The sequence below is a fragment of the Pseudomonas arvensis genome (genome assembly GCF_056688935.1).
In genome coordinates, this window is sequence record NZ_CP162038.1 from 1851536 (window position 1) to 1877554 (window position 26019).

Below are 26019 nucleotides of genomic sequence, written 5' to 3' on the forward strand. Positions count from 1 at the left end.
GTTCCTTCGACAACCGGACCGTGCCATGAAAGCCAAGGCAGATGCGCCCTTCGTACCCCTGAACATTGCTGTATTGACCGTCAGCGACACCCGCAACCTCGAAACCGATACCTCCGGCCAGGTCTTCGTTGACCGACTGACAGCCGCCGGCCATAACCTGGCCGAGCGCGTGCTGCTCAAGGATGACCTCTACAAAATTCGCGCCCAGGTCGCCCACTGGATTGCCGAAGACGTGGTGCAGGTTGTGCTGATCACCGGCGGCACCGGCTTCACCGGCCGTGACAGCACCCCCGAGGCGGTGAGCTGCCTGCTGGATAAGCAGGTCGACGGCTTTGGCGAACTGTTCCGCCAGATTTCCGTGGCCGACATCGGCACGTCCACTGTGCAGTCCCGTGCCCTGGCCGGTCTGGCCAATGGCACCCTGGTGTGCTGCCTGCCGGGCTCTACCAATGCCGTGCGTACCGGCTGGGACGGCATCCTCGCCGAGCAACTGGACAACCGTCACCGCCCATGCAACTTCGTCCCGCACCTGAAACAGGCCGAACCCTGTGAATCCCGTGGGTAAGCCCGGCAAGACCGGCGCGCTGCTGCCGGTAGAGGACGCTTTGGCCCAACTGCTGGCCATGGCCGACGCCGCGCCGATCCGTGAGCAGGATGCCCTGCTGCTGGCGGAGTGCGACGGCCGTGTACTGGCGCAAGACTTGATCTCAACCCTCGACCTGCCGCCCTGGCCAAACAGTGCCATGGACGGTTATGCCGTGCGCCTGGCGGATTGGACCGGCGAACCGCTGGTGGTCAGCCAACGCATTTTCGCAGGCCAGGCGCCACAACCCCTGGCCGCCGGCACCTGCGCCCGCATCTTCACCGGCGCCCCGGTACCGGAAGGGGCAGACTGCGTGGAAATGCAGGAGAACGCCGTGGTCCACGCCGATGAGCGCGTGAGCTTCACCGAGCCCCTGCACCTCGACCAGAACATCCGTCCCCAGGGCCAGGAAACTAGCGTAGGCGAGTTGGTATTGTCGGCCGGCACGCGTCTGGGCCCGATTGAACTGGGACTGGCGGCGTCCCTCGGCCATGATCGCTTGGCGGTGATACGTCGCCCGCGCGTGGCGGTGTTGTCGACCGGCGATGAATTGATCGAACCCGGCTTACCGCTCGGGCCGGGGCAGATCTACAACAGTAACCGACGCGTGCTGTGCTCATGGCTTACGCGCATGGGGTGCGAAGTGATTGACGCTGGCATCCTGCCTGACGACCTGGAGCAAACCCGCGCGCGCCTGGGCGGTTTGGGCCGTGTCGACTTGATCCTGTCCACGGGCGGTGTGTCGGTGGGCGAGGCGGACTTCCTTGGGATCGCCCTGCGTGAAGAGGGTGAGCTGGCGTTGTGGAAACTCGCGATCAAACCGGGCAAGCCGCTGACCTTTGGCCACTTCCGTGGCGTGCCGGTGATCGGCCTGCCCGGCAACCCGGCGTCGACGCTGGTCACGTTCGCACTGCTGGCACGCCCTTATCTGCTGCGCCGCCAAGGGGTGCAAGACGTCGAGCCGCTGCGCTTTGAAGTGCCGGTAGGGTTCGAGTGGCCCAAGCCAGGCAACCGCCGCGAATATCTGCGCGGTCGCGTCGAGCAAGGCAAAGCGATCATCTACCGCAACCAGAGCTCCGGTGTGCTGCGCAGTGCAGTGTGGGCAGAAGGGTTTGTGGAGGTGTTGGAAGGCACGACGCTGGCTATCGGCGATCGGGTCAACTTCATTCCGTTGAGTGAGGTATTTGGCTGACACACAATTCACCGGTGGCGGGGGCACAGTCAAGATAAGTCCTATGAGCCATCCAGAACGGGCAGGTTAATTTTCTGAGTCTTGGTTACTGGAGGCCTGACGATGACTATCCAACCTGCTACTTCCGCTCCTGGCGTGGCGGCACCCGCTCTCGCCGAACCCGGCTTGCCCACTGCAGCGTCGATCAATTCAAGCACTGCACGTGGGGTTTTGAATCAACTGATCGGCACGCCGCTTTCCGAGAATACTTATCGGGAGCGGCTTGCCTGCATGATCGCCGATCCGAGCATTACCTCCTGGCAGGCGCTGACGCGTGATCCTGGGCAGTTGCAACGATTGCAGGACAATGAGCGGCTGCGGTGGGCCGACCCGGCTGCGGCTGACAAAACCTTGCCGACACTGGCGCAGGCCCTGGGCAAGAAAAATGTCTGGCTGCCCGAGGTGGACAGCCTCAATGCCAACATTCTGAAGAACCTGACTGCACAGGTGGCAGAAAAATACCTGACGCAATTCCAGTCCATTCTTCAAGACCCGGCACCTGCCTTGTCGCAGGATGTCTCGATAGTTCGGGGTGCGCCATCAGCGGGTAAAACTACCTTTCTCACCGGCCAGTTCGCGCTCAACACCGATGTTGTCAAGAACATGATCCAAAACCGTATGCCCGGCACGAGCATGTTGCAGGTGCATGACCAGGGCGCGGCGTTGGTTCAGCAGTTCATAAGCCCCATGGAAAAGCGCCTGGGGCAGCCACTGACGCGCGATGCGTTGTACCTGTGGCCAAACGATTTCAACCAGAAAATCGCCGATATCGCACGCTTGAGCCAGGAACCCAAGTTGCATTTCCACGATATCCAGGTGGACCTCGCGACCTTGTGCTGTCGGATTCTCAAGCGCGGCACCGATGAGGCGGTGATGGACTTCAATGTCCTGAGCCAGTTTTTCAGTGCCGGTCTGGAGCATCGTGGCCCGAGTATCGAGTCGGTCAAGAACAGTCAGGACAGGCTTAAGGAATATTCACTGTCGGCCTGGAACGGTCAGCAGAATGTGCTCGTTGCTCAACGCGCACCCGGTGCCAAGGATTTTGTGATCAAGGATCAAGCCCTGTTCGATAAGGTCACTGCCCGGGATAGCCGTTCCGTACAGGCAGAGGTAGAGAGTGTTCGCAACACCGTGATTGACGCGCCGTTCATCGAGGCCTTCACCGCGCCACTTCCGCCTGCGCAGGCGAGTGCGTTTGGTGCGGCATTGCGGCGGTATGAGGGGCAGACGTTCGAGCAGGCGTTGAAACAGCACGCTCAGCGCAAGCCGGTTAACACCTCGGTAGCGGCCCGCGTATTGGCCAGTGTGGTGCCGGGCTGATTCAGTAGTCATCCCCGCGTTCGGTCACGTCGCGCTCTACCGGCGCGGCGTACGGGTCATACCCCACCGGGAACTTGCCCTTCAGCGTCCAGGCAAACGCAATGATCTCGGCAATCGTGCGGTACAGCTCTTCCGGAATGCTGTCGCCCAGCTCCATGCGTGCCAGCAGCTTCACTAGCTCGGCGTTTTCATAGATCGGCACTTCATTTTCCCGCGCCAATTTCAGGATGGCTTCGGCCAGGGCATCGTCGCCCTTGGCAGTGAGCGTGGGCGCCTGCTGGCCGTCGTACTTAAGGGCAATCGCCTGGCGTGGCGGGTTTGCGTTGTTCATGCGGTTTCATCCACCCAGCGTTGCTCCAGTCCGGTTTTCGGCCCGCGTGGCGGCGTGCCGAGGTGGCAATCCAGGTCGCCGACGTTGATGCCAGAGGTCACCAGCCGCTCGCGCAGGCTGCCCAAATGGCTTTCGATCAGGCTGGCCGTGAACGGGCGGGTTGCCCACAGTTGGCTGGACAGTTTGCCCTGGGTCAGTTGCGCCTGGACCTGCAATGGCCCCAGCGGCTCCATATCGAACGCCAACTCGACGCGCCAGAGCATTTGCTTGGGGTCTTTCCTGTCCTTGCGTTCGGGCTGGTCCTTGTCCTGCGCCGGTTCCTCGCGCTGGAACTTGACCTGCAAGGGCACGATGTCTTGCAGGCTGCGCATGGGGATTTCCAACTGCCAGGTGGTTTGCAGGCGGCCATCGGCGGTGGTGCCGGTTTGTTCCAGGCTCGACAACTGATGGCTCTGCAAGCGGGAGATGGCCCCCGCAGCCAGGCGCAGCAGGTTCTCCAGGTCGCCTTCGCCTTCCAGTTTGGCCATCAGCCGCTCCGGCAGTGGGAAGCCAACCGGTGCCTGTCGCGCGCTGACTTGGCCGAGCGTATTCAGCGGGCTGCGCACGAAATTCGGCATCACCTGGGCCAGGGTGTTGGCGGCGAGGATCGCATTCAAGTTGGTGCTGGTGGGCAGGGCAGGCAGCAGATCCGCGACCAGGCGCAGCAGCGCGCCCTTCATATCCAGGGGCGGCACTTGCGGGTTTTGCCCGGCGAGCAGCTTGGCTTCAAGAAATGCGCCGCTGTTCTGGACCACCTGGGCCAGCACTTTGGGATTACTTACCTGGGCCAGGTCCGGCAGGGCGGCGAGCAAGCGGTCGGCGGCGGCGCGCAGGTCGGCGGAGGTGCTGTCGCCGCGCGGCAGGTTCTGCAGTGCAGTGAACACCGCATCCAGCGAGCCTTGCCGACTTTGCTGGGTCGAGAGTTGTTGAGTGACGGCCAATTGATCCTTGAGCCCGCTCAACGGTACGAAGCTCAGGGTCTGCGCGTTCTGCACCACGGCGCTGAGCAGGCTGCCCACGCGCAGGGGCTGAGGGCTTTCCACCGTCAGCGTCGCACCGGCCAGGGCGTTGTTGAGCACCGTCACCAGCGAGCGGTAGATCGCCGGTTGTGCGGTGCCCTGGGGCAACATCTGGGTGGTCAGCACCTTGGCCTGCAACAGCGTGCCCACGGGCATCTGATCAGTGTCGATGCGGGTCAGGGCCGCCACATTGGCACTCAAGGCCTGTTGCAGGCTCAAGGTCAGGTTGCCCGCCGGCGTCTGGCTCACCGCCACATTGCTGCCCAATGGCAACGGCTGGGCGCTGCTGGCTTGCACCAGGGTCTGGCGGCCGCCTTCAAGGGTCAGCTTGAGCAGAAGCTGAAAGGCTTCACCGCCTTGCTTGAGCGCGATGACTTCGGCGTTCGCGGTTTTTCCCGGGTCGATCAGCCCGATCTGCGGCTCCAGCAGTTTCAGCAATTCACCCGTCGCAGGCGCGGGGCTTTGCCCGGCTGTCGGGGTGGGAGGGAGCGTAGGAAGGTTGATCTCGCCGGTCATCGTGCGCATCGTCTCTGGGGAAATTGCCCTCTTTAGCGTAGGGCATCACATGTATAATGCCGCCCGTCTGCAAAGAGAGTGGTAAAAACCTCACAACTATTTGATCCAGCTCTCTAAAATCGGTCGCCAAAGCCGTTATTGTGCATCTCTCTTTAACGGCCGCTGCACCGCCGACTTGAACCGTAAAGGCCCGCGATCTCTTGACCAGCCCTCTTCTTGAAGCCGTAGCGCTTGCCTGTGAACGCGACTTGCGCCTGCTGTTCGAGCACCTCGACCTGCGTGTGGCGGGTGGCGATATGGTGCAGGTCAGCGGCCCCAACGGCAGTGGCAAGACCAGTCTGCTGCGCCTGCTGGCCGGGCTGATGCAGCCGACGGCGGGCGAAGTGCGGCTCAACGGTAAACCCCTCAGCGAACAACGCACTGAACTGGCGCGAAACCTGATCTGGATCGGCCACGCCGCCGGCATCAAGGACGTGCTCACCGCCGAAGAAAACCTCAGCTGGCTCAGCGCCCTGCATCATCCTGCTCCCCGTGACGCCATCTGGCAGGCCCTGGCCGCTGTCGGTCTCAAGGGCTTTGAAGACGTTCCTTGTCATACCCTGTCCGCCGGCCAACAGCGCCGCGTGGCCCTGGCGCGCCTGTACCTGCCGGGCCCGCCGTTGTGGATTCTCGACGAGCCCTTTACTGCCCTGGATAAACAAGGTGTCGCCCAACTGGAAGAGCACCTGGCGCGGCACTGCGAGCAGGGCGGCACCGTGTTGCTCACCACCCATCACACCCTGGCTCGCATGCCCGCCGGTTACCGCGACCTCGACCTGGGCCGGTGGTCGGCATGAGTGTCTTCGCCCTGCTGGTCGCCCGTGAAGCACGGCTGTTGTGCCGTCGCCCGGCTGAATTGGCCAACCCGCTGGTGTTCTTTGCCATTGTGATTGCGCTGTTCCCGCTGGCGGTCGGCCCCGAGACTAAACTGTTGCAAACCTTGTCTCCGGGACTGGTGTGGGTGGCGGCGCTTTTATCGGTTCTGCTCTCGCTGGACGGGCTGTTTCGCAGTGATTTCGAAGACGGTTCCCTGGAGCAGTGGGTCCTTTCGTCGCACCCTTTGCCACTTCTGGTACTGGCCAAGGTGCTGGCACACTGGGCTTTTTCCGGCTTGGCGCTAGTCTTGCTTTCGCCGCTGCTTGCCATGATGCTCGGGTTGCCCGTTGAATGCCTGCCGGTGCTGCTCCTGTCCCTGTTACTCGGCACGCCAGTGCTCAGCCTGTTGGGGGCCGTGGGCGCAGCGTTGACCGTCGGTTTGAAGCGCGGTGGCCTGTTATTGGCCCTGTTGATTCTGCCGTTGTACATCCCGGTACTGATCCTTGGCAGCGGCGCTTTGCAGGCCGCGCTCATGGGCATGCCGGCGACCGGTTACCTCCTGTGGCTTGGTAGCCTGACCGCCCTGGCGGTAACCCTGACACCCTTTGCCATAGCCGCCGGCCTGAAGATCAGCGTCGGTGAATAATGAGGTCTGACCCAGCGTGACACGCTGAGTCAGTAAAGACCCTACGCTTCTCGCCATGACGCGAAGCAACCGTGAGAAACAGCAATGAACTGGACCTGGTTTCACAAGCTTGGCTCGCCCAAATGGTTCTATGGCATCAGCGGCAAACTGCTGCCGTGGTTGAGCCTCTTCGCCGTGTTGCTGATCGGCATCGGCCTGGTCTGGGGCCTGGCTTTCGCGCCGCCGGACTACCAGCAAGGCAACAGCTTTCGCATCATCTATATCCACGTGCCCGCCGCGATGCTGGCCCAGTCCTGCTACGTGATGCTGGCGGTGTGCGGCATCGTTGGCCTGGTGTGGAAGATGAAACTGGCCGACGTGGCCCTGCAATGCGCTGCGCCCATCGGCGCGTGGATGACCGCCGTGGCGCTGGTCACCGGTGCGATCTGGGGCAAACCCACCTGGGGATCATGGTGGGTCTGGGATGCGCGACTAACGTCCATGTTGATCCTGCTGTTTCTGTACTTCGGTCTGATTGCCCTGGGCAACGCGATCAGTAATCGTGACAGCGCCGCCAAGGCCTGTGCGGTACTGGCGATTGTCGGTGTGATCAACATCCCGATCATCAAATACTCGGTGGAGTGGTGGAACACCCTGCACCAGGGCGCCACCTTCACCCTCACCGAAAAACCGGCGATGCCCGTGGAAATGTGGGCGCCGTTGCTGCTGATGGTGCTGGGTTTCTACTGTTTCTTCGGCGCCGTGCTGCTGCTGCGCATGCGCCTTGAAGTGCTCAAGCGTGAAGCCCGCGCCAGTTGGGTCAAGGCCGAAGTGCAAACCTGCCTGGGAGCGCGTGGATGAGCTTTGCTTCTTTCAGTGATTTTCTCGCCATGGGCCACCACGGCCTGTATGTCTGGACGGCCTATGGTATTTGCCTGGCGGTGCTGGCCCTCAACGTCGCCGCGCCGATTCTGGCCCGCAAGCGTTACCTGCAACAAGAGGCGCGTCGTCTGCGCCGGGAGACCGAAAAGTGAATCCGCTGCGTAGAAAGCGTCTGTTGATCATCCTTGCCATCCTGGCCGGCGTCGGCATTGCCGTGGCCCTGGCCCTGAGCGCCCTGCAACAGAACATCAACCTGTTCTACACCCCGACCCAGATCGCCAATGGCGAAGCGCCTGTCGATACGCGCATCCGCGCAGGCGGCATGGTGGAGAAGGGCTCGCTGAAACGCTCCGGCGACTCCCTCAACGTGACCTTCGTGGTCACCGACTTCAACAAGGCCGTGACCATCACCTACCGCGGCATCCTCCCGGACCTGTTCCGCGAAGGCCAGGGCATCGTCGCCCTGGGCAAACTCAACGCCGACGGCGTGGTGGTGGCCGATGAAGTGCTGGCCAAGCACGATGAGAAATACATGCCGCCGGAAGTCACCAAGGCCTTGAAAGAAAGCGGCCAATCCGCGCCAACACCCGTTAAGGAGGGTTGAGTGATGACGTCCGCACTGTTTATCCCCGAGTTGGGCCAGTTGGCGATGATCCTTGCCCTGTGCTTCGCCATCGTGCAGGCCGTGGTGCCGTTGCTCGGCGCCTGGCGTGGTGACCGCCTGTGGATGAGCCTGGCGCAGCCGGCCGCCTGGGGTCAGTTCGCCTTCCTGTTGTTCGCGTTTGGCTGCCTGACCTACGCGTTTATGACCGACGATTTTTCCGTCGCCTACGTCGCCAATAATTCCAACACCGCGCTGCCTTGGTACTACAAGTTCAGCGCCGTGTGGGGCGCCCACGAAGGTTCGTTGCTGCTGTGGGCATTGATCCTCGGCGGCTGGACCTTCGCCGTGTCGGTGTTCTCGCGCCAACTGCCGCAAGTGATGCTGGCGCGGGTGCTGGCGGTGATGGGCATGATCAGCATTGGTTTTCTGCTGTTCCTGATCATGACCTCAAACCCGTTCAGCCGCATCCTGCCGCAGATCCCGTCGAATGGGCATGACCTCAACCCCTTGCTGCAGGACATCGGCCTGATCGTTCACCCGCCGATGCTGTACATGGGTTACGTCGGTTTCTCCGTGGCCTTCGCCTTCGCCATCGCCGCCTTGTTGGGCGGGCGCCTGGATGCCGCCTGGGCGCGCTGGTCGCGGCCGTGGACCATCGTCGCCTGGGCCTTCCTGGGGATTGGCATTACGTTGGGCTCCTGGTGGGCGTACTACGAACTCGGCTGGGGCGGCTGGTGGTTCTGGGACCCGGTGGAAAACGCCTCGTTCATGCCGTGGTTGGTGGGCACCGCGCTGATTCACTCCCTGGCCGTCACTGAAAAGCGCGGCGTGTTCAAGAGCTGGACGGTGCTGCTGGCCATCGCCGCATTTTCCCTCAGCCTGCTCGGCACGTTCCTCGTGCGTTCTGGCGTACTGACCTCGGTGCATGCGTTTGCGTCGGACCCGGAGCGCGGCGTGTTCATCCTGATCTTCCTGCTGTTTGTGGTGGGCGGCTCACTCACCCTGTTCGCCCTGCGTGCGCCGGTGGTCAAGAGCCACGTTGGCTTCAACCTGCGGTCGCGGGAAACCCTGCTGCTGGGCAACAACCTGGTGCTGGTGGTCGCTGCGTCGATGATCCTGCTCGGCACTCTTTACCCGCTGGTGCTGGATGCCCTGAGCGGCGCCAAGCTGTCCGTCGGCCCACCGTATTTCAACGCGCTGTTTATCCCGTTGATGGGGTTGCTGATGGTGGTGATGGCGGTCGGCGTACTGGTGCGCTGGAAAGACACACCCGTGAAATGGCTGGCCGGCATGCTGATGCCGGTACTGCTGGGCAGCGTCGCGCTGGCCGTGATCGCCGGCATTGCCTATGGCGACTTCAACTGGGCGGTACTGGCCACCTTTATGCTCGCCGCCTGGGTGCTGCTGGCCGGTGTGCGCGACCTCTTCGACAAGACCCGCCACAAAGGCTTGATCAAAGGCCTGCCGACGCTGACCCGCAGCTACTGGGGCATGCAGATCGCCCACATTGGCATCGCCGTGTGTGCGCTGGGCGTGGTGCTGTCCAGCCAGAACAGCGCCGAACGCGACCTGCGCCTGGCGCCGGGCGAGTCCATGGACCTGGGCGGTTATCAGTTTATCTTTGAGGGCGCCAAGCACTTTGAAGGGCCGAACTTTACGTCCGACAAAGGCACTGTGCGGGTAGTGCGCGACGGTAAGGAAATCAGCGTGCTGCACCCGGAAAAACGCCTCTACACCGTGCAGAGCTCGATGATGACCGAAGCCGGTATCGACGCCGGTTTCACCCGTGACCTCTATGTGGCGTTGGGCGAACCGTTGGGCGAGGGCGCCTGGGCCGTGCGCGTGCATGTGAAGCCGTTTGTGCGCTGGATCTGGTTTGGCGGTTTGCTCACCGGCTTTGGTGGTTTGCTGGCCGCGCTGGATCGGCGGTATCGAGTCAAGGTCAAGAGCCGGGTGCGTGAAGCCCTCGGTCTGCAAGGAGCGGCGGTATGAAGCGTTGGTTGATGGTGTTGCCGCTGGCGTTGTTCCTGGTGGTGGCGGTGTTCCTGTATCGCGGCCTGTACCTGGACCCGGCCGAGCTGCCTTCGGCAATGATCGGCAAGCCGTTCCCCGAGTTCTCTCTGTCGAACGTGCAAGGCGACAAGACGCTGACCCGTGCCGACCTGCTGGGCAAACCGGCGCTGGTCAACGTGTGGGGCACCTGGTGTATCTCCTGCCGCGTCGAACACCCGGTGCTCAACAAATTGGCCGAGAAAGGCGTGGTGATCTACGGCATCAACTACAAGGACGACAACGCAGCAGCCTTGAAATGGCTGGCCGAGTTTCACAACCCATACCAGCTGGATATCCGTGATGAAGACGGCAATCTCGGCCTCAACCTCGGCGTCTACGGCGCCCCTGAAACCTTCTTTATCGACGCCAAGGGCGTGATCCGCGACAAGTACGTCGGCGTGATCGACGAAGTCGTGTGGCGTGAGCAACTGGCCGCCAAGTACCAGGCGCTGGTCGATGAGGCCAAACCATGAAACGTCTGTTAGCCGCTGCCGTGCTGGCGCTGGGCTTGGTCGGTGTGGCCCACGCGGCCATCGACACCTACGAGTTTGCCAAGGACGGTGATCGCGAGCGTTTTCGCGAACTGACCAAGGAACTGCGCTGCCCCAAGTGCCAGAACCAGGACATCGCCGACTCCAACGCGCCCATCGCCGCCGACCTGCGCAAGGAGATCTTCCGCATGCTGGGTGAGGGCAAGGACAACCAGCAGATCATCGACTTCATGGTCGACCGCTACGGTGATTTCGTGCGCTACAAACCGGCCCTCACCGGCAAGACCGCGCTGCTCTGGTTCGGCCCCGCCGGGTTGTTGTTGGCGGGCGTGGTCGTCATGGCGGTGATCGTGCGCCGTCGCCGCGCGGCGCCAACCGATGGTTCCGACGCGCTGTCCCCCGAAGAGCGTAAACGCCTCGACCAATTGCTGGACACCAAGACTGATGATTGATTTCTGGCTCGCAGCCGGCTTGCTGCTTCTGATTGCCCTGAGTTTCCTGTTGATCCCCGTGTTGCGCGGCCGCCGTGCCCAGCGCGAAGAGGATCGCACCGCGCTGAACGTGGCGCTGTACCAAGAGCGTGTCGCCGAGCTGCAAGTGCAGCAGGACGAAGGCGTGCTCAACGCCGCGCAACTCGACACCGGTCGCGCCGAAGCGGCCCGCGAACTGCTGGCTGATACCGAAGGCGTCGAAAAGCCCCGCGAGTCCCGTCTGGGCAAACCGCTGCCGTTGCTCGCCGCCGTCCTCGTGCCCGTGCTTGGCTTGGGCCTGTACCTGCACTTTGGCGCCAGCGACAAAGTCGAACTGACCCGCGAGTTCTCCCAGCCGCCGGTGTCCATGGAAGACATGACCCAGCGCCTGGAGCGCGCGGCCGTGGCCCAACCGGATTCAGCCGAAGGCCTGTACTTCCTCGGCCGTGCCTATATGGCCCAGGATCGTTCGGCCGATGCGGCCAGAGTCTTCGAGCGTGCCGTGGCGTTGGCTGGCCGCCAGCCGGAGCTGCTTGGCCAGTGGGCCCAGGCGCAATACTTCGCTGACGAAAAGCAGTGGTCGCCCAAGGTTCAGGCGTTGACCGATGAAGCCCTGAAGCTGGATCCGAAGGAAGTCACCAGCCTCGGCCTGTTGGGTATCGCGGCGTTTGAAGGCAAGCGTTATCAAGAGGCCATCGACTACTGGACACGCCTGCTGGCCCAACTGCCACCGGAGGATAATTCCCGTGCCGCGCTGCAAGGCGGCATCGACCGGGCGGCGCAGAGCCTGAAGGAAAGCGGGGGCACCGTCGCCGAAAAAGCCGTGATAAAGGTGCGGGTGGATGTGTCCGCCGATGTGAAGGCCAAGGCGCTGCCGAGCGACACTGTGTTCATCTTCGCCCGCGCCGTCAGTGGCCCTCCGGCACCATTGGCGGCTAAACGCATTACCGTCGCCGAACTGCCGGTCACCGTCGAGTTGGGTGACGCCGACGCAATGATGCCGCAATTGAAACTGTCCAACTTCGCCGAAGTCCAACTGGTTGCGCGCATATCCCGGGCAGGTCTTCCGACCGCTGGCGAGTGGATCGGCCGCAGTCAACCCCTGGCCAGCAGCACTACTGCACTGCAACAGCTGACCATCGACAGTCCGGACAAGTAATCCTGAGGAAACGCCCATGACGACCGCATTCGCACGCATCACCCTGCTCAGCCTGGTAGTGGGCCTGAGCGCCTGTGCGGTCCATCGGCCACCTCCTGGCCCGACCGGCCCGACGATCCCGCCGTCCGGCCCTTCGACTCAGCCGAGCACCAGGCCTTCCGGCCCGGTTACCCCGCCGCCAAAGCCTGTGCCGACCAAATCGCCGACGTTCGCCCCGCCACCGGGCGCCGCCAGCCACTGGGACGGCAAGATGCAGGTCTACGTGCTCGATGACCAGCCCGACACCTTCTACCGCCAGCGCACCTACTACCGCTGGAGCAACGGCTGGAGCCGCTCTATCAGCCCCAACGGGCCATGGGAAGAAACCAACGTGCAAGGCGTGCCGCCGGGGTTGAGCAAGCAGTACGCGCAATGACAAAAGGCGACCGTTTTCGGGTCGCCTTTTTTATGTTCGATTTGAAAGGCTATCAACTGTGGGAGCGGGCTTGCCTGCGAAGGCGGCCTGACAGTCGATCGGGATGTTGGATCTAACCAGGCGTCCTGCCGGGTTACCCCCGAATTCAAGTTGCACTTGGTTCGCCCGCCCGCACCCACGTCACACCGACGCTGCCTCCTGTGCCTTCAATGTGCGCCGGGCGATGACGATGGCGAGCACCGCCAAGCTGAAGGTGGCCCAGGCCATCAGTTGAGTCCCTGCGACAAATGCCTGTATAGCGTTGCCCATGACTTCACTGGCCTGGTCGTGAGCCAGGGTGGTCGAAATTGCGTGGGCGCCTGCCAAGGTTTCGCTTGCCAGGTGCATTTGCACCGGGGTCAAGAAGTCCGGTAGGTGCAGCGTGCCGCGGTAGTACGCCGTCACCAGGCCACCGAGCACGGTGGTGCCGAGTACTACCCCGACTTCATAGGCCGTCTCGCTGATGGCTGACGCGGCTCCTGCCTTGTTGGCCGGTGCGGCCGACAGGATCACGTCGTTAGAGACCGTGGCGATGGCACCCACGCCAATGTTCAACAAGGCAAACGCAACCACGATCACCGTCAAACTGCTGCCGAGGCTGGCGACCAGCAAGAACGCGCCGGCAGTGAAGGCCAGCAGGATGGGAATCAGGACATTGACCGATACGCGCTGGGCGACCGGGACTATCAGGATCCCCACCACAATCGCCATGAGCTGGCCCGGTATCAGCGCCAGGCTGGCGTTCAAGGGCGACATGCCCAGGACGATTTGCAGCAATTGCGTGGCAAAGAACACGAAACCGATCAGGAAGGCCAGGCTCATCAGGTTAATGGTCACCGAGCCGCTGAACGTCTTGTTGCGAAACAGGCTCAGGTCCATCAAGGGGGTAGGGAGGCGCAACTGACGGCGTACGAATTGCCAGCCGCTCACGATTGCGACGGCCAGTGTCGCCAGTGCCCAGGCATCCGGCCCTTCGCTGGCGACATGCTTGATGCTGTACACCAGGGCACTGAGGGCGACCATCGAGAGCACAATGCTGATGACGTCCATCGGCCCCGAGGCGTCCGGCTCGGACTCAGGCAGCAGCCAGGGGCCGAGGATCAACAGAGGCACCAGCACCGGCACGGCCAGGAGAAAAATCGACCCCCAGTTGAAGAACTCCAGCAATATGCCGCCGACCAATGGCCCAAGCGCAGAACCGACGGTCAAGGTGGTTGCCCAGATCGCCACGGCCAGGCGACGCTCTTCCCGGTCGTCGAACACTGAGCGAATCAACGCCAACGTTGACGGCATCAACATTGCCCCGAAGATCCCCATGCACGCCCGTCCCGCGACCAGCTGCGTGGCGGTGCTGGAATAAGCGGTCATCACCGACACCAGGGTAAAGCCCAGTGAGCCGATCAGCAGGAGTTTGCGATGGCCTTTGCGATCACCCAGGCTACCCATGGAAATGAGCAACCCTGCCAGCACCAGTGAGTAGGCATCGATCATCCACAATTGCTGGCTGGCACTGGGGTGCAGGGCCTCGGCGATTTTGGGCAGCGCAAAACCCAGCACGGTGTTATCCACGGTCACCAGCAAGACTGGCAGCATCAATATCGCGAGCGCCAACCACCGGCGTGAGCGTGGTTGTTGTGTTACTTCATCAGCCGCTAAAGACATCACCGGCTCCTTCTTGGAAAAGTGGCGAGTTGTGAAAAAACACCTCGCCATTCCCTGGCGAGGTCATCGTTCAGTTCAGCAATGAAAACAGATGCTGGCAGTCCACGGCGCCTGCATTCAAGCGTTTGCCCAAGACCTTTGAAACACTCTGTAAGTCGCTTCTGAAGCGCTCATAGTCCTGCTCCACGATGTTTTCCTGCAGGCGCTCCAGGCCCTGCACCAGCGCTTCACGCTGAGCGGTCGCCTGGTCGTTTTCCAGTTGTATGTCCCAATACACCTCGGGCGGGTTGACCAGGATGCGCGACAGCAGCGCCATCATGGTACGCATGGGCGGCGGCATGACCTCTGCCACGATGTCCAGGTCGACCGAAGATTGGGCCAGGGCCATGCCGAATCCGAGAATGGCTGCATGGGGCAAGGCCTGACACAGGGCCATCAGCTCATCATGCGCGGCGGGCGTCATTCGACGGACCTTCATCCCGGCCTCCATCAAATGCCGTTCGATGAAGGATTGCGGGGTTTGCACGTCTTCCACGCAGACCGCCACCGTGCGCCCCTGGACGGACAACTTGGGCGAAAACATGGGGTTGACGCCCACAAACCTTTGCTGCGGCGCCGCTGCTTTCAGTGCGTTGAAAAAGGGGCCCTGCACCGAGCAGGTGGGGATCATTACCGCGTCTGAAGGCAAGCACCGGGTCACCCAGGCAATCGCGCTGACCGCGACGCTTTCAGGCAGAGCGAACACCACGGCGATGGCGTCGCGAAAAACAGCCCCTGAATGATTGAACGGTTGAGTCACGTCCATTTCGTGAAACTCACAGTCGGAATCCGGCGGACGGCGATCCACGACGCGCACGATGTATCCGTATTGCTTGAGAATACGGCTGATCAGTGAGCCGATGAGGCCAGCGCCTCCTAATACGACTACTGCTTGGGTATTCATGTGTCGCTCCCTGCGCAAAAGCTGTAATACGGCACGCTGGCCTTGACCAGCGTCTCTTCAAGTTCTTCTTTCGGGTCGGAGTGGGCGACGATGGCGCCACCAATGCCGAACTCAGCCTGTTGTTTATGCAATACCGCTGTGCGGATGACGATGCTCAGTTCCGCACCGCCATTGAAAGAGATCCAGCCCAGCGCTCCGGAATAAACACCCCGTGCACAGGTCTCCAGCCCATCGATGATTTCCATCGTGCGCTTTTTCGGCGCACCGGTCATTGAGCCTCCCGGAAAGCACGCTCTGATGGCCTCCATTGACGAGATGTCGCTGCGTAGATGTCCACGTACCGTAGAGACGAGCTGGTGTACCGAGGAAAAACTCTCCACGGCGAAAATATTCGGCACATGCACACTCCCTGAACGGCATACGCGGTTCAGATCATGGCGTACCAGATCGACAATCATCAGGTTCTCGGCGCGATCTTTGGTCGAGGCGTGCAAGTCATCTCGCAGGCGCTGATCTTGCTCAGGGTCTTTGCTGCGTGCACGGGTGCCCTTGATGGGGCGGGATTCGATCAGGCCGCCTTCATCGATTCTCAAAAAGGTCTCGGGTGATGCGCTCAGCACGCTGAAGCTGTCGAAGCAAAGATAGGCCCCATAAGGTACTGGGCTTGCTTCGCGCATTCTCCGATAGGCTGCGAGGGGCGCGCCGTCGTAGCTCATCCGCGCGCGGTTGGTCAGGCATATTTCATAGGATTCACCATCGGTGATGTATTGCAGCGACCGCTTGACCTTACGGATGTAACTGTCGGGGCTGTCTTCGAGTGACAGCTCAAGTTCATTCACTGCACCGGGAACAAAACGCCGTGTGTTCGTGGCGCTCTGAGGTGGGGGCATTGAGGTCTGCAACGTCGGCCACTGCGGGGGCTGGCCCGTCGCGCTTAACAGGCACTCGTAGACCTTTTGGTCATGGTGGTCGAAGACGAAGAAATGCGGCGCCAACATAAAGCCGGCATCCGGTTGCCCGGAGCGATAGACCTTGTTCCCGCCGGTCAGGGCCTTGAGTTCATACCCCAGGTACCCGACAAAACCACCCTTGAATTCAAACGGAAGGTATTGCGGGACTGCCACGTTGACCGATTCGATGAGCTGGCCGAGCAGGGTGAAGAAATCACCCGCCACACGCCTGCTGCCTTTGGGGCCTTCGAGTGTGAGGGTTTCGCTGTTGACGTCATAGGTTAGACGAATAGCTCCCTGGGCCTGGCCGCTGCCCATGATTGAATAGCGCGCGTTGGGCCGTTCGGATTTTTCGCTGTCGAGCCAGAAAGCATGCTGATCATTGGCATAAAGCGTGGTGAACAGCGCCAATGGATCGCACGCAGCTGAATGGACTCGATAGGCCAATTGCAGGTTGAGCAAACCGCCTACCGCGACGTAGTGCTCCTTGGCCGATTGAGCACTGGCCGGGCTCTGTCGCGTCGGCACGCGCTGGCGCCCATTGTGCTCGAGTGCCATGCGGATGAAGTTACTGAGCAGCGCATGCCCATACTCCGAGTCGATGGACTCAGGATGGAACTGGACGCCCCAGATCGGACGGCTTTGGTGCTCGATCGCCATCACCACACCTTCCTCCGTCCACGCCGTGCAGCGCAGCTCCTCAGGCAGATGGGTACACATCAGGGAGTGGTAGCGCACCACTTCAAACTGCTCTGGCAGGTCGCGGAACAAACCACTGCCGGCGTGCTGGATTTTACTGCGGTAACCGTGCACCGGGTTGGGCGCGTGGCCGACGGTTCCGCCAAGGAATTGGGCGATACCCTGGTGCCCCAGGCAAATGCCGAGCAAGGGTACCGGGGAGCGCAGGATAACCTGCCCGCACACCCCAAAATCCAGGTACTCGCCCGGGTGCCCAGGGCCCGGTGAAAGCACTACGGCATCGTATTGTTCAATGTGCAGGTGTTCGTACGCCACGCTGTTGGTGACGATATCGACGCACACACCTGTGACCTCGTACAGGTATTGGGCGATGTTCTGAGTGAAGGAGTCAAAATTATCAATCAGCAATATTTTCATGAGCGCTGCCCCTGGCCCAGGCGCTGCTGAATCAACCGCTCTTCCTGGTTGCAGGTTTCCTCGATGATCAGCTTGAACACCGACTGAACGTAATCGGGCCTCAAGCCGACTTTCGAGGCGTGGCTTGCGAGCTGATCCATCACTTGAACGATACGTTTGGGCTGCATCATGGGGATGTCATGGGCCGCCTTGAGTTCGGCGATCTCCATGCACACGCTCATGCGTTCGCCAAGCAGGTCGACCAAGTGGGTGTTGATCCGGTCCAACTGATCCCGCATGGGTTGCAGGATGGTGGACGGAGTTGCACGTGAAATTTGCTGGTGCCGTGTCATATTCATTCCTTTGATGTGTACGACGTAGTGCGGGTGTGTGAAGGGTCAGGCGGTGGCCTCGGGTAGCGCAGTGGCGTTCCATAAGCCTGCACGGGTGAGCTCGTTCAAGGCTTGGGCCAGTTGCCGGATATCGTGATCGCCGTGGCCGGCCGAAAAGGCGAAGCGCAGCATGGCTTTTCCCTTGGCGATGATCGGGTAGAACACCGGGAACATGAGGATGCCGTGGTCGCGCAGGATCCGGCAGGCTTGCAGGCCGTCTTCTTCGGTTTCGAAGAATGCGCCTCTGACCGGGGATTGAACCCCGGCGTTGAGCAGGCGATTGTGGGTCAGCGAATCAAACAGGCGCACGTTGCTCCACAGGCGGTCTTGCAGGCTGTCTATCTCGTCGCTCAGGTGAATCTTCGCGGCCGCCACGTTGGCGGCCAGCATTGGCACCATGATCGAGTGACCGAACACCAGGGGGTTGGCCAGTGTGTGTATCGACGGGATGTCCCGCGGGTCACTCACCACCACAAACCCGCCCGCTCCGCCAAAGGCCTTGGACAAAGAACCGGCCAGGATCATGTTGTGCGGCAACTGGTTATCTACCGCCGCCAGGGCGTAGCCAGCACCATGACGCCCTGCGATCGAGATGCCGTGGGCATCATCCACATACAGGTAGCCTGCGGCGTCCGCCAGTTGGCGCGCGAGGTGCGCGATGGGCACCAGGCCGCTCATCGAGCCGATACCGTCGATCAACAGAATCGGCGTTTCCTGGCGATCAGCGCAGTGTTTCAAGGCCACGCGCATCGACTCCGGATCGGTGGCCTCGACACGGGTCACTTCACCAAACTGCTGCAGAATGCCGCGCAGCACCTGCATCGAGGCGTGAGCGGTTTTATCGATCAACCAGTGGGCGCGCTTTTTGATCGGATAGCCCTTGAGCGAATTGCTGCCCAACAGTGGCAGTACGCCAAGGTGCACGCTGCTGGTGGAGGTGAACACGCTGACACCGCAGCCTTTATAGACGCGGCTGAGCAGCGACTCCAGTTCTGGCAAATAGACCGGGCGCATGGCACTGCGTGACGAGGACAGGTGCAGGCCAAAGGTGCCCAGTGCCTGGTGCGCCGCGTCGATCAGTGCAGGATGGGTTTCCAGGCCCAGATAAGAACAGGAAACGAACTCGGTGAACGTGCCGCCCTGCGCCAGGGTGATACGCTTGCCTTCACGGCTCGCGACGGTGAGGCCCGTGAGGCCCTCCGCATAGGCGCTCTCCAGGGCGCTGGTGGTGTTGTCACGGCGAATGGTCATCCAGTCTGGTTTGGTGTGTGCATCCATGGCTCAAAAGCTCCTATGCTTGAACAGCGTTCGATAAGCGGCCCACGGTCATGACGGACGTGCCTGTGGTGTCTGATGACTCACGGTCAATCACAGTGCTGACGTCAAGCAAGTGGTGCTGTTGGAACAATTCACGAACGGCGAATGCTTGATCCTCGCCGTGTTCGATCACCAGCCATCCCTCAGGTGTCAGCAAAGTGGTCGCCAGGGCGATGATGTGCCGTGTCAGGTCCAGGCCATCGGCACCTGAATAGACGGCCGCCGAGGGATGATGGCTGCCCCATTCGGGCTGTAACTGCGTTTGCCTAGGAACGTACGGCGGGTTGGCGACAATCAGCCCGACCAGGTGCTTGAAGCCAGCGAATGCAGGGGTTTCACGGATATCCGCCTGCATCGCGTTGACATGCACGTCGTGGGTGGCCAACCGGGCGATATTGCGTTTGAGGTAGTGGACAGCCACGTCTTCAAACTCCACGCAGGTCACCCGCAGGTCTGGCCGGCGCCGGGCGATGGCCAGGCCAATGGCGCCGCTGCCGGCGCAAAGGTCCAGCACGCAGGTTCCCGTCGCCAGTCGGGCATCGTCCAGCCACTTATGAATCACCGTGCTGTGCGGGCGCGGGATAAATACGCCGCTGCCCACAACCAGGGGCAGGTCGTCGAACGCGACCGTGCCGACAATATGCCCCAACGGAATCCGATTGCAGCGCTCGCTGACCGCCAGCCTGAACTCATCCAGTGCGCGCTGTTTGTCGGCACGCACGATAAAGCGATCGACCAGGCTATCCAGGTCATTGTCCGGGTCCCACACGCCGGCCGCTTCCAGCTGCACGCGGGCCAGGGCGATCGCCTCCTGCTCCTGTTTGCCCAGACTCATGACCACTCCTTGTAGTACTGCGCCAGCTTCACGCGCATGGACTCATAGAGGTAGGAGAATGCGACCAGCTCCGGAGGGGGAGTGAACGAGGGGTGCAGTTCATCGATCAGTTGCTGGTAATTGCTCGACAGTCCTTTATCGAGAATGGGCAGCCAGTAAGGTTTTACGTCCCAGCGATATTCATAACCGGTGGCAAACATCTGCTTGACGGTTTCGCCAACCGTCAGCTCGCGAGCAAGCCCGGTCAGTGGGGCGCGCACAGGATTGAAGGTGCTCAAGTCCAGGCCGGTGCTCTTGACGCCGGTCAAACAGTCGGCGATGTAGGCTGCCAGCAGCGGCGATTGGTGCAGGCCATCACGGTATGTCCCGGTTGCCAGCCACAGCCCTTGCATGCCGCATTCGCCGATCAGAGGGAAGCCGTCGGCTGGAATGGGACGGTTGCCCACTTGGATCGAAATAATTTCGGCACTGTGCAGGTCAAGGTTCAATTGGTCGACGGCGCAATCGAGCAAAAACTGTACATCCGAAATCAGCGCATGGTGCTTGGGGCGCTCGGACAGGATATTGGTCGCGCCCAGGTACAGCACGCCGTCACCACGTGGCACGCAATGCAGGCCACAGGCAAATGCGCGATTGGGGGTGCGGATCACCGATTGGGGTAACGCCATGCCCTCAGGCAGCTTGACCAGAATGGACACGCCATATCCGCTGAACAACGGTGGGATTTTGTTGACGAGCGTGTCGAACTCGCTGAGCAGGTCCAGAGACTGAACACCGGCAGCCACTACCACCTTTTTCCCCCACAGCACCTCACCGCTGAGCAGCTCCACCCCTGTGGCGATTGCGCCTTCGGCGATCACCCGGCGGGCGTTCTCATTGATCAAGGTGCCATGGTTGGCGAGCAGCGCGGCGTCGAGCTTTTCCAGTAGCAAGTGCGAATCAACGGCGTGTTCATTGGGGATAAACAGCCCGCGCAGCGGACGTACCAGATGATCCGGTGCCAGCCATTCCATGGCTCTTGGATCAATGGTTTCGTACTGTTCCCCATAGGCTTGCAGTGTGTGCTCGATGGCTTCGTAGTTGACCGTATCGACTTCGTCCATGCCGGCACTGTTGAGCAACACATGAGTGCCGCTGGCACTGAACAGCGGGGTGCTGATGCCGGAGTCGGCGACCAGGCGTTCGGCCCAGGCGGGCCAGAGGTCTTGTGCCTGACGATCCATATTGAGTTTGAGGCGGCCATGCTCGCTGGCCAACAGGCCGCTGGTGACTTCGCCAAAACAGCCATTCATGGCACCGGCTGCCTTGGATGCAGCGTTGGTGCGGGCGGTCTCACCGACCCGGCAAACCTTCAAGCCCCGTGCACTCAGTTCATACGCGATAGAACCGCCAATGGCGCCTGCGCCTACTACAATTACGTCGAACTCCATGTTCTAGATCCTTGTTTAAACTGTCAGCTGTAGGATGAAAAACATTCCCATGTAGGAACGTGCTGAGCTTTTTATAGATTGTGAGAAGGGGCGACCATCGAGCATTTGTTTCATGTTGTATCGTTGTTACAAATTCACATATTTACTCGAACAAGCCCGGAAAGCCTGGGTGCAGGTGCCGCGCGTGGTGCGCGTGGTGCGCGGTGGGTCACACTCGGGTAATGTGGCCGGCGCCGGCCTGCAAGGGTCTTTTGGCTGGAAATACTTTCCAGCGTCTACGACGCTCGACGCGTGGGCAACTGACACCGAGGCGCCGTTACAGGTCTGAAGACAAGCGAAGAGGGTGTTTTGAATGGCGGGCAGGTTGATCTATCTCATCGGGCCATCGGGTTCGGGCAAGCACAGCCTGCTGGACGCCGCGCGCGCACGCCTGGCCGAGCGTGGATGAAGGTGTTCAACGACCTCAAGACTCGTGGCGTTGAAGATGTTCTGATCTCCGTCACGGATGGCCTCAAAGGAATACCGGAGGCGTTGCAGACTGTGTGAAAACACAGCCTGCCAAGGTCAAAAACCAATGCCCCGAATTGTCGGGGCATTGGTTTTTCTAACAGGCGGCACGAAAAAAGGGCCTTTCAGCCCATCAATGCCATCAACTGATGGGCGCCCATCACCTTGGATATAGCGCATAAGCAAAATGCCCGTATCTTGCGATACAGGCATTTTGTTTAACCGGCCGGCAGAGTGCTAGGTTTTCACACAGTCTGTGGGGGTCGCCTTTTTTTGAATTGAAATCCGTTATTCCAAACACAACCGAACAAATGTGGAAGTGGTGCTTGCCCTGATGCTAAGGGCGAACACTGTGCCTGTGACGCGGGAGCTTTACGGATATACAAGAGGGCGAGCTGCACGCAGACGGGGCGTCCGGGGGATGGAAACCCGGCGGGGCAGCCCCGCTGCGTGCCGCTCGGCCGGCAGTATGAGTACCTGCCATTGCGGCTGCTGTAGGCCAAGTCCGGTTTCTCACCTTTGCAGCCGGTGAAAGCGGCACGTTGATGGGAAGGATTAGTGGATATACTTTCCAGTGGCTACCATCCGGCCTAGCCGGTAGTGCAACAAATCTGGCAACAGGCAAAGAAGGTGTTTTGATGGCGGGCAGGTTGATCTATCTCATCGGACCATCGGGCTCAGGCAAAGACAGCCTGCTGGATGCCGCCCGTGCGCGCCTGACCGAGCGTGGCTGCCGCATTGTGCGAAGGGTCATCACCCGTTCGGCCGAAGCGGTGGGCGAAGCGGCCCAAGGCGTGAGCCCGGAGCAGTTTGCCGCGCTGGACGCCGAAGGCGCGTTTGCCCTCAGTTGGCACGCCAATGGGTTGTCCTACGGCATTCCCAAGGATATCGACGCCTGGCTCGCGTCGGGGGAGGACGTGCTGGTCAACGGCTCGCGTGCGCACTTGGCGCAGGCTCGCGCACGTTATCCGCAGTTGCTGGTGCTGCTGTTGACCGTGGATCAAGCCGAGCTGCGCCAGCGCTTGATCGCGCGGGGCCGTGAATCCCTGGCGGATATCGAGGAACGCCTGGCGCGCAATGCGCGGTTTACCCAAGCGCTGATCGCCGGCAATGGTTCGGGGTTATTCGTGCTGGATAACTCCGGCCCCCTGGAGCATACCGTCGACCGCTTGCTGTGCTGCCTGGACCTTGGGCATTCGGTCTGCGCCTGACGCTGTTCCGGCGCCGGCTCATTCGGTTACTGGCCCTCGCTCAACATTCGGTAAAACACCCGTCAGTCGGGCTGACGCATTCTGTGCTTGAGTGAATATAACTCTAGGGTTGCTTTTATCAGAAAACGCGCCGGGTTGTTTCAGTTTTAAGGAGAGCATTCATGCAATACCCAATCTGTATCGAATGGGGCGATGACTTTACCGCCACCGGTATTCAGATCCCCGATATCCCAGGCGCTGTCACCGCCGGGGACAGTTTTGAAGAGGCTTACAACGCTGCCGTGGAAGTGGCGCACATCCTGCTGCAGGAGATCGCCGCGCAGGGTGCGACGATTCCGATGCCAACGTCAGTCGCGACCCATCACGCCCATGAGGACTACGCGGGGATGGGCTGGGGGATGCTGGAGTTGGACATCTCGCCCTACCTGGGCAAGACCGAGAAGGTCAATGTGACCTTGCCCGGTTATGTCATTCAACGCATCGACCGTTACGTGCGGGAGCACAAAGTCAAAAGTCGCTCGTCATTTCTGGCGGATGCCGCATTGGAAAAACTAGTGCGTTCTTGATCGGCGCCCGGTGTGCCGTCCCCTCAGGCGGTGGCCACCGACGTCTGGCGCGAGGCACTGACGAAACGCAATAACGCCACCAGCGGGAATGCACTCCCCACCAGAATCACCCCCAGCCAACCGCCGTGCTCATAGACGCTGCTGGCAATCGCCGAGCCGAAAGCGCCGCCGATGAAGATGCTGGTCATGTACAGCGCGTTCAAACGGCTGCGGCTATGGGCGTCGAGGGCGTAGACGGCGCGTTGGCCGAGGACCATGTTCATCTGCACGCAGAAGTCCAGGACCACACCGGTTACCGCCAGGCCGATCACGCTGTACAGCGGATGCACAAACGCAGGCAGGAAGCTCAACACCGCGAGCAGCATCGCCAGCAACGAAGCGCGGTGAGTGTGACCGGCATCCGCCAGGCGCCCGGCGATGGGCGCGGCGACGGCGCCCAGTGCGCCCACCAGGGCGAACAGCGCGATTTCGCTCTGGCTCAGGCCATGATTACGTGCGAGTTCCAGGGGCACGGCGGTCCAGAACAGGCTGAAGGCGGCGAACATGCAGCCTTGATAAAACGCGCGTTGGCGCAGCACCGGCTGGCGCCGCAACAAAGTGCCCAGCGAGCCCAGCAATTGGCCGTAACTGGCGCTGTGATCGGGTTGGCGCTTGGGGATCGTGAGCATCAACACCACGCTGATAAACGCCATCAACCCTGCCGCGGCCATGAACATCGCACGCCAGCCGAAGTGGTCCGCCACGACGCTGGACACAGGCCGTGCCAGCAGGATACCCAGCAGCAAACCGCCCATGATGCTGCCGACCACGCGGCCACGGGACTCAGCGGGCGCCAGGTGCGCGGCCAGCGGGATCAGGATCTGCACCGACACCGAACTGAAACCGATCAGCAGCGACACCAGCAGGAACAGGTTCGGCTGTTCGGTGAACGCAGCGCCCAGCAGGCTGGCGATGGCCACCACGGTGGTGAGGATCATCAGCTTGCGGTTTTCCAGCAAGTCGCCCAACGGCACCAGGAAGAACAGCCCCAAGGCATAACCGATCTGCGTCAGCGACACGATCAGGCTGGCCATGGCTGGCGTAAGGCCGATGTCCGGGGCGATCAGTTCGATGATCGGCTGTGCGTAGTAAATGTTGGCGACGATGGCGCCACAGCAGAACGCAAACAGCATCACCATCCCGCGGGTCATGGTGCTTGCAGCGTGGGGGGTGGCATTCATGGTTGTCTCATAAAAGCGAAGGAGGATGGCGAGCGAGAATAAAGGCAAGGCGTCAGCGCGGGTAGGGCGCTTGGGGTGATATCACTTATGCTGGCTGATGATACATCTAGAAACAAATGTGGGAGGGGGCAAGTCGAATCGTCGCACCGGCCCTCCCACATTGTTCAGTTACTGACCGGAGTAGATCTGGTCAAAAACCCCACCATCATTGAAGTGAGTCTTCTGCACCGTGCGCCAGTCGCCAAAGGTCTTCTCCACCGACAGGAAGTCGACTTTCGGGAAGCGGTCGGTGTACTTGGCCAGCACTTTCGGATCACGTGGGCGTAGGTAGTTGTTGGCAGCAATTTCCTGGCCTTCAGGCGACCACAGGTACTTCAAGTAGTCTTCGGCGGCCACGCGGGTGCCTTTCTTGTCGACCACTTTGTCAACCACCGACACTGGCGGCTCGGCTTCGGCGGAGACGCTTGGGTAGATGACTTCGAACTGATCACGGCCAAATTCACGGGCGATCATTTCGGCTTCGTTCTCGAAGGTCACCAGCACGTCGCCAATCTGGTTGGTCATGAACGTGGTGGTGGCGGCGCGGCCACCGGTATCGAGCACTGGCGCTTGCTTGAATAGCTTGCCGACGAAGGTCTTGGCTTTCTCTTCATCGCCGCCGTTCTTGAGCACATAACCCCAGGCCGACAGGTAGGTGTAGCGGCCATTACCCGAGGTCTTCGGGTTGGGCACGATCACTTGCACGCCGTCCTTGAGCAGATCCGGCCAATCTTTCAGGGCCTTGGGGTTGCCTTTGCGCACGATGAACACGGTGGCGGAAGTGAACGGCGCGCTGTTGTTCGGCAGGCGCGTGACCCAGTTGTCCGGCACCAGTTTGCCGTTGTCGGCGAGGGCATTGATGTCGGTGGCCATGTTCATGGTGATCACGTCAGCCGGCAGGCCGTCGATCACCGAGCGGGCTTGTTTGCTGGAACCGCCGAAGGACATTTGCAGGGTCAATTTGTCGTTCGGGTGCTCGGCGTCCCAATGTTTCTGGAAGGCGGCGTTGTAGTCCTTGTAGAAATCTCGCATGACGTCGTAGGAGACGTTGAGCAGTGTGACCGGTGCGGCATGCACGGCGCCCGCCAGGGCAAGGCCGGCGGCCAGGAGAGAGGCGCTAACGAGTTTTTTCACTGCTCATTCCTTGTTGTTCGAAAGAAGGGGTAAGGCCATTTGCCAGCGACTATAGCCGGGGCACCATAGTCGCTTAAAGATTAAAAA

26 protein-coding genes and 2 pseudogenes are annotated in these 26019 nt (G+C 61.2%); 17 read left to right on the plus strand and 11 right to left on the minus strand.

The features are described 5' to 3' along the window. Positions 1–25: 25 nt before the first annotated feature. The 3 genes from moaB (at position 26) to AB3G88_RS08535 (ending at position 3134) form a co-directional block, all read left to right on the plus strand. Positions 26–565, plus strand: coding sequence for a molybdenum cofactor biosynthesis protein B (gene moaB, locus AB3G88_RS08525; RefSeq protein ID WP_099586781.1), 540 nt, complete (start codon positions 26–28; stop codon positions 563–565). After that, positions 549–1775, plus strand: a complete 1227-nt coding sequence (locus tag AB3G88_RS08530) for a molybdopterin molybdotransferase MoeA (RefSeq protein WP_480453687.1) — start codon at positions 549–551, stop codon at positions 1773–1775. Before moaB ends, AB3G88_RS08530 begins: the two co-directional genes overlap by 17 nt. A gap of 102 nt (positions 1776–1877) precedes the next feature. Next, positions 1878–3134 carry a hypothetical protein gene (locus AB3G88_RS08535; RefSeq protein ID WP_480453689.1) on the plus strand — a complete coding sequence of 419 codons (1257 nt, stop codon included), beginning with the start codon at positions 1878–1880 and terminating at the stop codon, positions 3132–3134. Position 3135: 1 nt separating this feature from the next. On the opposite strand, the gene AB3G88_RS08540 is transcribed toward AB3G88_RS08535, so the two are convergent. Continuing rightward, a complete protein-coding gene (locus tag AB3G88_RS08540) occupies positions 3136–3465 on the minus strand; it encodes an EscU/YscU/HrcU family type III secretion system export apparatus switch protein (protein WP_099586778.1) in 330 nt (109 codons plus the stop codon). Continuing rightward, positions 3462–5039 carry a flagellar hook-length control protein FliK gene (fliK, locus tag AB3G88_RS08545; RefSeq protein WP_480453690.1) on the minus strand — a complete coding sequence of 526 codons (1578 nt, stop codon included), beginning with the start codon at positions 5037–5039 and terminating at the stop codon, positions 3462–3464. The genes AB3G88_RS08540 and fliK overlap by 4 nt, the downstream gene beginning before the upstream one ends. 200 nt (positions 5040–5239) lie before the next feature. Between fliK and ccmA the strand changes: the two genes are divergently transcribed. The 10 genes from ccmA to AB3G88_RS08595 all read left to right on the plus strand — a co-directional run bounded on the left by ccmA (position 5240) and on the right by AB3G88_RS08595 (position 12592). Continuing rightward, positions 5240–5875 (plus strand): cytochrome c biogenesis heme-transporting ATPase CcmA, encoded by a 636-nt coding sequence (gene ccmA / locus AB3G88_RS08550; protein WP_099586777.1) that lies wholly within the window; start codon positions 5240–5242, stop codon positions 5873–5875. Next, positions 5872–6540: a heme exporter protein CcmB gene (gene ccmB / locus AB3G88_RS08555; RefSeq protein WP_003189951.1), complete on the plus strand. Its 669-nt coding sequence runs from the start codon at positions 5872–5874 to the stop codon at positions 6538–6540. The genes ccmA and ccmB overlap by 4 nt, the downstream gene beginning before the upstream one ends. An 84-nt stretch (positions 6541–6624) precedes the next feature. Then, a complete protein-coding gene (locus tag AB3G88_RS08560) occupies positions 6625–7380 on the plus strand; it encodes a heme ABC transporter permease (RefSeq protein WP_480453692.1) in 756 nt (251 codons plus the stop codon). Next, the gene (gene ccmD / locus AB3G88_RS08565) at positions 7377–7553 is read left to right on the plus strand and encodes a heme exporter protein CcmD (protein ID WP_003172771.1); all 177 of its coding nucleotides are present in this window, start codon (positions 7377–7379) and stop codon (positions 7551–7553) included. Before AB3G88_RS08560 ends, ccmD begins: the two co-directional genes overlap by 4 nt. Then, the gene (gene ccmE, locus AB3G88_RS08570; protein WP_480453693.1) at positions 7550–8005 is read left to right on the plus strand and encodes a cytochrome c maturation protein CcmE; all 456 of its coding nucleotides are present in this window, start codon (positions 7550–7552) and stop codon (positions 8003–8005) included. Before ccmD ends, ccmE begins: the two co-directional genes overlap by 4 nt. Positions 8006–8008: 3 nt before the next feature. Further along, entirely contained in the window at positions 8009–9997 is a 1989-nt protein-coding gene (locus AB3G88_RS08575) for a heme lyase CcmF/NrfE family subunit (protein ID WP_480453694.1), read from the plus strand. Further along, positions 9994–10530: a DsbE family thiol:disulfide interchange protein gene (locus AB3G88_RS08580; protein WP_032889103.1), complete on the plus strand. Its 537-nt coding sequence runs from the start codon at positions 9994–9996 to the stop codon at positions 10528–10530. Before AB3G88_RS08575 ends, AB3G88_RS08580 begins: the two co-directional genes overlap by 4 nt. Continuing rightward, positions 10527–11000 (plus strand): cytochrome c-type biogenesis protein, encoded by a 474-nt coding sequence (locus AB3G88_RS08585; protein WP_012723038.1) that lies wholly within the window; start codon positions 10527–10529, stop codon positions 10998–11000. The genes AB3G88_RS08580 and AB3G88_RS08585 overlap by 4 nt, the downstream gene beginning before the upstream one ends. Then, positions 10993–12177: a c-type cytochrome biogenesis protein CcmI gene (gene ccmI / locus AB3G88_RS08590; protein ID WP_480453695.1), complete on the plus strand. Its 1185-nt coding sequence runs from the start codon at positions 10993–10995 to the stop codon at positions 12175–12177. Before AB3G88_RS08585 ends, ccmI begins: the two co-directional genes overlap by 8 nt. 16 nt (positions 12178–12193) lie before the next feature. Then, a complete protein-coding gene (locus AB3G88_RS08595) occupies positions 12194–12592 on the plus strand; it encodes a hypothetical protein (RefSeq protein WP_099586772.1) in 399 nt (132 codons plus the stop codon). 180 nt (positions 12593–12772) lie between these two features. Here AB3G88_RS08595 and AB3G88_RS08600 read toward each other — a convergent pair whose 3' ends face one another. The 7 genes from AB3G88_RS08600 to AB3G88_RS08630 form a co-directional block, all read right to left on the minus strand. Beyond that, complete coding sequence (locus tag AB3G88_RS08600) at positions 12773–14293, minus strand: MFS transporter (protein WP_112194291.1); 1521 nt, start codon at positions 14291–14293, stop codon at positions 12773–12775. A 70-nt stretch (positions 14294–14363) separates the two neighbouring features. Beyond that, a complete protein-coding gene (locus tag AB3G88_RS08605; RefSeq protein ID WP_400528811.1) occupies positions 14364–15236 on the minus strand; it encodes a prephenate dehydrogenase dimerization domain-containing protein in 873 nt (290 codons plus the stop codon). Then, positions 15233–17302 carry an aminodeoxychorismate synthase component I gene (pabB, locus tag AB3G88_RS08610; protein WP_480453697.1) on the minus strand — a complete coding sequence of 690 codons (2070 nt, stop codon included), beginning with the start codon at positions 17300–17302 and terminating at the stop codon, positions 15233–15235. The genes AB3G88_RS08605 and pabB overlap by 4 nt, the downstream gene beginning before the upstream one ends. Next, complete coding sequence (locus tag AB3G88_RS08615) at positions 17299–17634, minus strand: chorismate mutase (RefSeq protein WP_228391213.1); 336 nt, start codon at positions 17632–17634, stop codon at positions 17299–17301. Before AB3G88_RS08615 ends, pabB begins: the two co-directional genes overlap by 4 nt. A 45-nt stretch (positions 17635–17679) precedes the next feature. Next, positions 17680–18951, minus strand: a complete 1272-nt coding sequence (locus tag AB3G88_RS08620) for an aminotransferase class I/II-fold pyridoxal phosphate-dependent enzyme (protein ID WP_480453699.1) — start codon at positions 18949–18951, stop codon at positions 17680–17682. 13 nt (positions 18952–18964) lie between these two features. Beyond that, positions 18965–19825: a HemK/PrmC family methyltransferase gene (locus AB3G88_RS08625; protein WP_480453700.1), complete on the minus strand. Its 861-nt coding sequence runs from the start codon at positions 19823–19825 to the stop codon at positions 18965–18967. Further along, positions 19822–21255, minus strand: coding sequence for an NAD(P)/FAD-dependent oxidoreductase (locus AB3G88_RS08630; RefSeq protein WP_480453701.1), 1434 nt, complete (start codon positions 21253–21255; stop codon positions 19822–19824). The genes AB3G88_RS08625 and AB3G88_RS08630 overlap by 4 nt, the downstream gene beginning before the upstream one ends. Positions 21256–21607: 352 nt before the next feature. Between AB3G88_RS08630 and AB3G88_RS08635 the strand changes: the two are divergent. The 4 genes and pseudogenes from AB3G88_RS08635 to AB3G88_RS08650 form a co-directional block, all read left to right on the plus strand. Further along, a pseudogene (locus tag AB3G88_RS08635) lies at positions 21608–21700 on the plus strand (phosphonate metabolism protein/1,5-bisphosphokinase (PRPP-forming) PhnN); the annotation flags it as partial. Beyond that, positions 21697–21798: pseudogene (locus tag AB3G88_RS08640) on the plus strand (transposase); the annotation flags it as partial. The pseudogenes AB3G88_RS08635 and AB3G88_RS08640, both read left to right, overlap by 4 nt. Before the next feature lie 602 nt (positions 21799–22400). Continuing rightward, positions 22401–22973: a phosphonate metabolism protein/1,5-bisphosphokinase (PRPP-forming) PhnN gene (phnN, locus tag AB3G88_RS08645; RefSeq protein WP_191947405.1), complete on the plus strand. Its 573-nt coding sequence runs from the start codon at positions 22401–22403 to the stop codon at positions 22971–22973. A 161-nt stretch (positions 22974–23134) separates the two neighbouring features. Beyond that, entirely contained in the window at positions 23135–23539 is a 405-nt protein-coding gene (locus tag AB3G88_RS08650; RefSeq protein ID WP_099586764.1) for a type II toxin-antitoxin system HicB family antitoxin, read from the plus strand. A gap of 23 nt (positions 23540–23562) precedes the next feature. Here AB3G88_RS08650 and AB3G88_RS08655 read toward each other — a convergent pair whose 3' ends face one another. Beyond that, positions 23563–24759 carry an MFS transporter gene (locus AB3G88_RS08655; protein ID WP_099586763.1) on the minus strand — a complete coding sequence of 399 codons (1197 nt, stop codon included), beginning with the start codon at positions 24757–24759 and terminating at the stop codon, positions 23563–23565. Between the two features lie 168 nt (positions 24760–24927). Then, positions 24928–25932: a sulfate ABC transporter substrate-binding protein gene (locus AB3G88_RS08660; RefSeq protein WP_099586762.1), complete on the minus strand. Its 1005-nt coding sequence runs from the start codon at positions 25930–25932 to the stop codon at positions 24928–24930. Positions 25933–26019: the final 87 nt, after the last annotated feature.

Excerpts from the sequence above, each read along its gene's own strand:
- moaB (WP_099586781.1), top strand. The coding sequence starts at position 26 with ATGAAAGCCAAGGCAGATGCGCCCTTCGTACCCCTGAACATTGCTGTA.
- AB3G88_RS08535 (WP_480453689.1), top strand. The coding sequence starts at position 1,878 with ATGACTATCCAACCTGCTACTTCCGCTCCTGGCGTGGCGGCACCCGCT.
- AB3G88_RS08540 (WP_099586778.1), bottom strand. The coding sequence starts at position 3,465 with ATGAACAACGCAAACCCGCCACGCCAGGCGATTGCCCTTAAGTACGAC.
- fliK (WP_480453690.1), bottom strand. The coding sequence starts at position 5,039 with ATGACCGGCGAGATCAACCTTCCTACGCTCCCTCCCACCCCGACAGCC.
- ccmB (WP_003189951.1), top strand. The coding sequence starts at position 5,872 with ATGAGTGTCTTCGCCCTGCTGGTCGCCCGTGAAGCACGGCTGTTGTGC.
- AB3G88_RS08560 (WP_480453692.1), top strand. The coding sequence starts at position 6,625 with ATGAACTGGACCTGGTTTCACAAGCTTGGCTCGCCCAAATGGTTCTAT.
- ccmD (WP_003172771.1), top strand. The coding sequence starts at position 7,377 with ATGAGCTTTGCTTCTTTCAGTGATTTTCTCGCCATGGGCCACCACGGC.
- AB3G88_RS08575 (WP_480453694.1), top strand. The coding sequence starts at position 8,009 with ATGACGTCCGCACTGTTTATCCCCGAGTTGGGCCAGTTGGCGATGATC.
- AB3G88_RS08580 (WP_032889103.1), top strand. The coding sequence starts at position 9,994 with ATGAAGCGTTGGTTGATGGTGTTGCCGCTGGCGTTGTTCCTGGTGGTG.
- AB3G88_RS08585 (WP_012723038.1), top strand. The coding sequence starts at position 10,527 with ATGAAACGTCTGTTAGCCGCTGCCGTGCTGGCGCTGGGCTTGGTCGGT.
- ccmI (WP_480453695.1), top strand. The coding sequence starts at position 10,993 with ATGATTGATTTCTGGCTCGCAGCCGGCTTGCTGCTTCTGATTGCCCTG.
- AB3G88_RS08595 (WP_099586772.1), top strand. The coding sequence starts at position 12,194 with ATGACGACCGCATTCGCACGCATCACCCTGCTCAGCCTGGTAGTGGGC.
- AB3G88_RS08600 (WP_112194291.1), bottom strand. The coding sequence starts at position 14,293 with ATGTCTTTAGCGGCTGATGAAGTAACACAACAACCACGCTCACGCCGG.
- AB3G88_RS08605 (WP_400528811.1), bottom strand. The coding sequence starts at position 15,236 with ATGAATACCCAAGCAGTAGTCGTATTAGGAGGCGCTGGCCTCATCGGC.
- pabB (WP_480453697.1), bottom strand. The coding sequence starts at position 17,302 with ATGAAAATATTGCTGATTGATAATTTTGACTCCTTCACTCAGAACATC.
- AB3G88_RS08615 (WP_228391213.1), bottom strand. The coding sequence starts at position 17,634 with ATGACACGGCACCAGCAAATTTCACGTGCAACTCCGTCCACCATCCTG.
- AB3G88_RS08620 (WP_480453699.1), bottom strand. The coding sequence starts at position 18,951 with ATGGATGCACACACCAAACCAGACTGGATGACCATTCGCCGTGACAAC.
- AB3G88_RS08625 (WP_480453700.1), bottom strand. The coding sequence starts at position 19,825 with ATGAGTCTGGGCAAACAGGAGCAGGAGGCGATCGCCCTGGCCCGCGTG.
- AB3G88_RS08630 (WP_480453701.1), bottom strand. The coding sequence starts at position 21,255 with ATGGAGTTCGACGTAATTGTAGTAGGCGCAGGCGCCATTGGCGGTTCT.
- phnN (WP_191947405.1), top strand. The coding sequence starts at position 22,401 with ATGGCGGGCAGGTTGATCTATCTCATCGGACCATCGGGCTCAGGCAAA.
- AB3G88_RS08650 (WP_099586764.1), top strand. The coding sequence starts at position 23,135 with ATGCAATACCCAATCTGTATCGAATGGGGCGATGACTTTACCGCCACC.
- AB3G88_RS08655 (WP_099586763.1), bottom strand. The coding sequence starts at position 24,759 with ATGAATGCCACCCCCCACGCTGCAAGCACCATGACCCGCGGGATGGTG.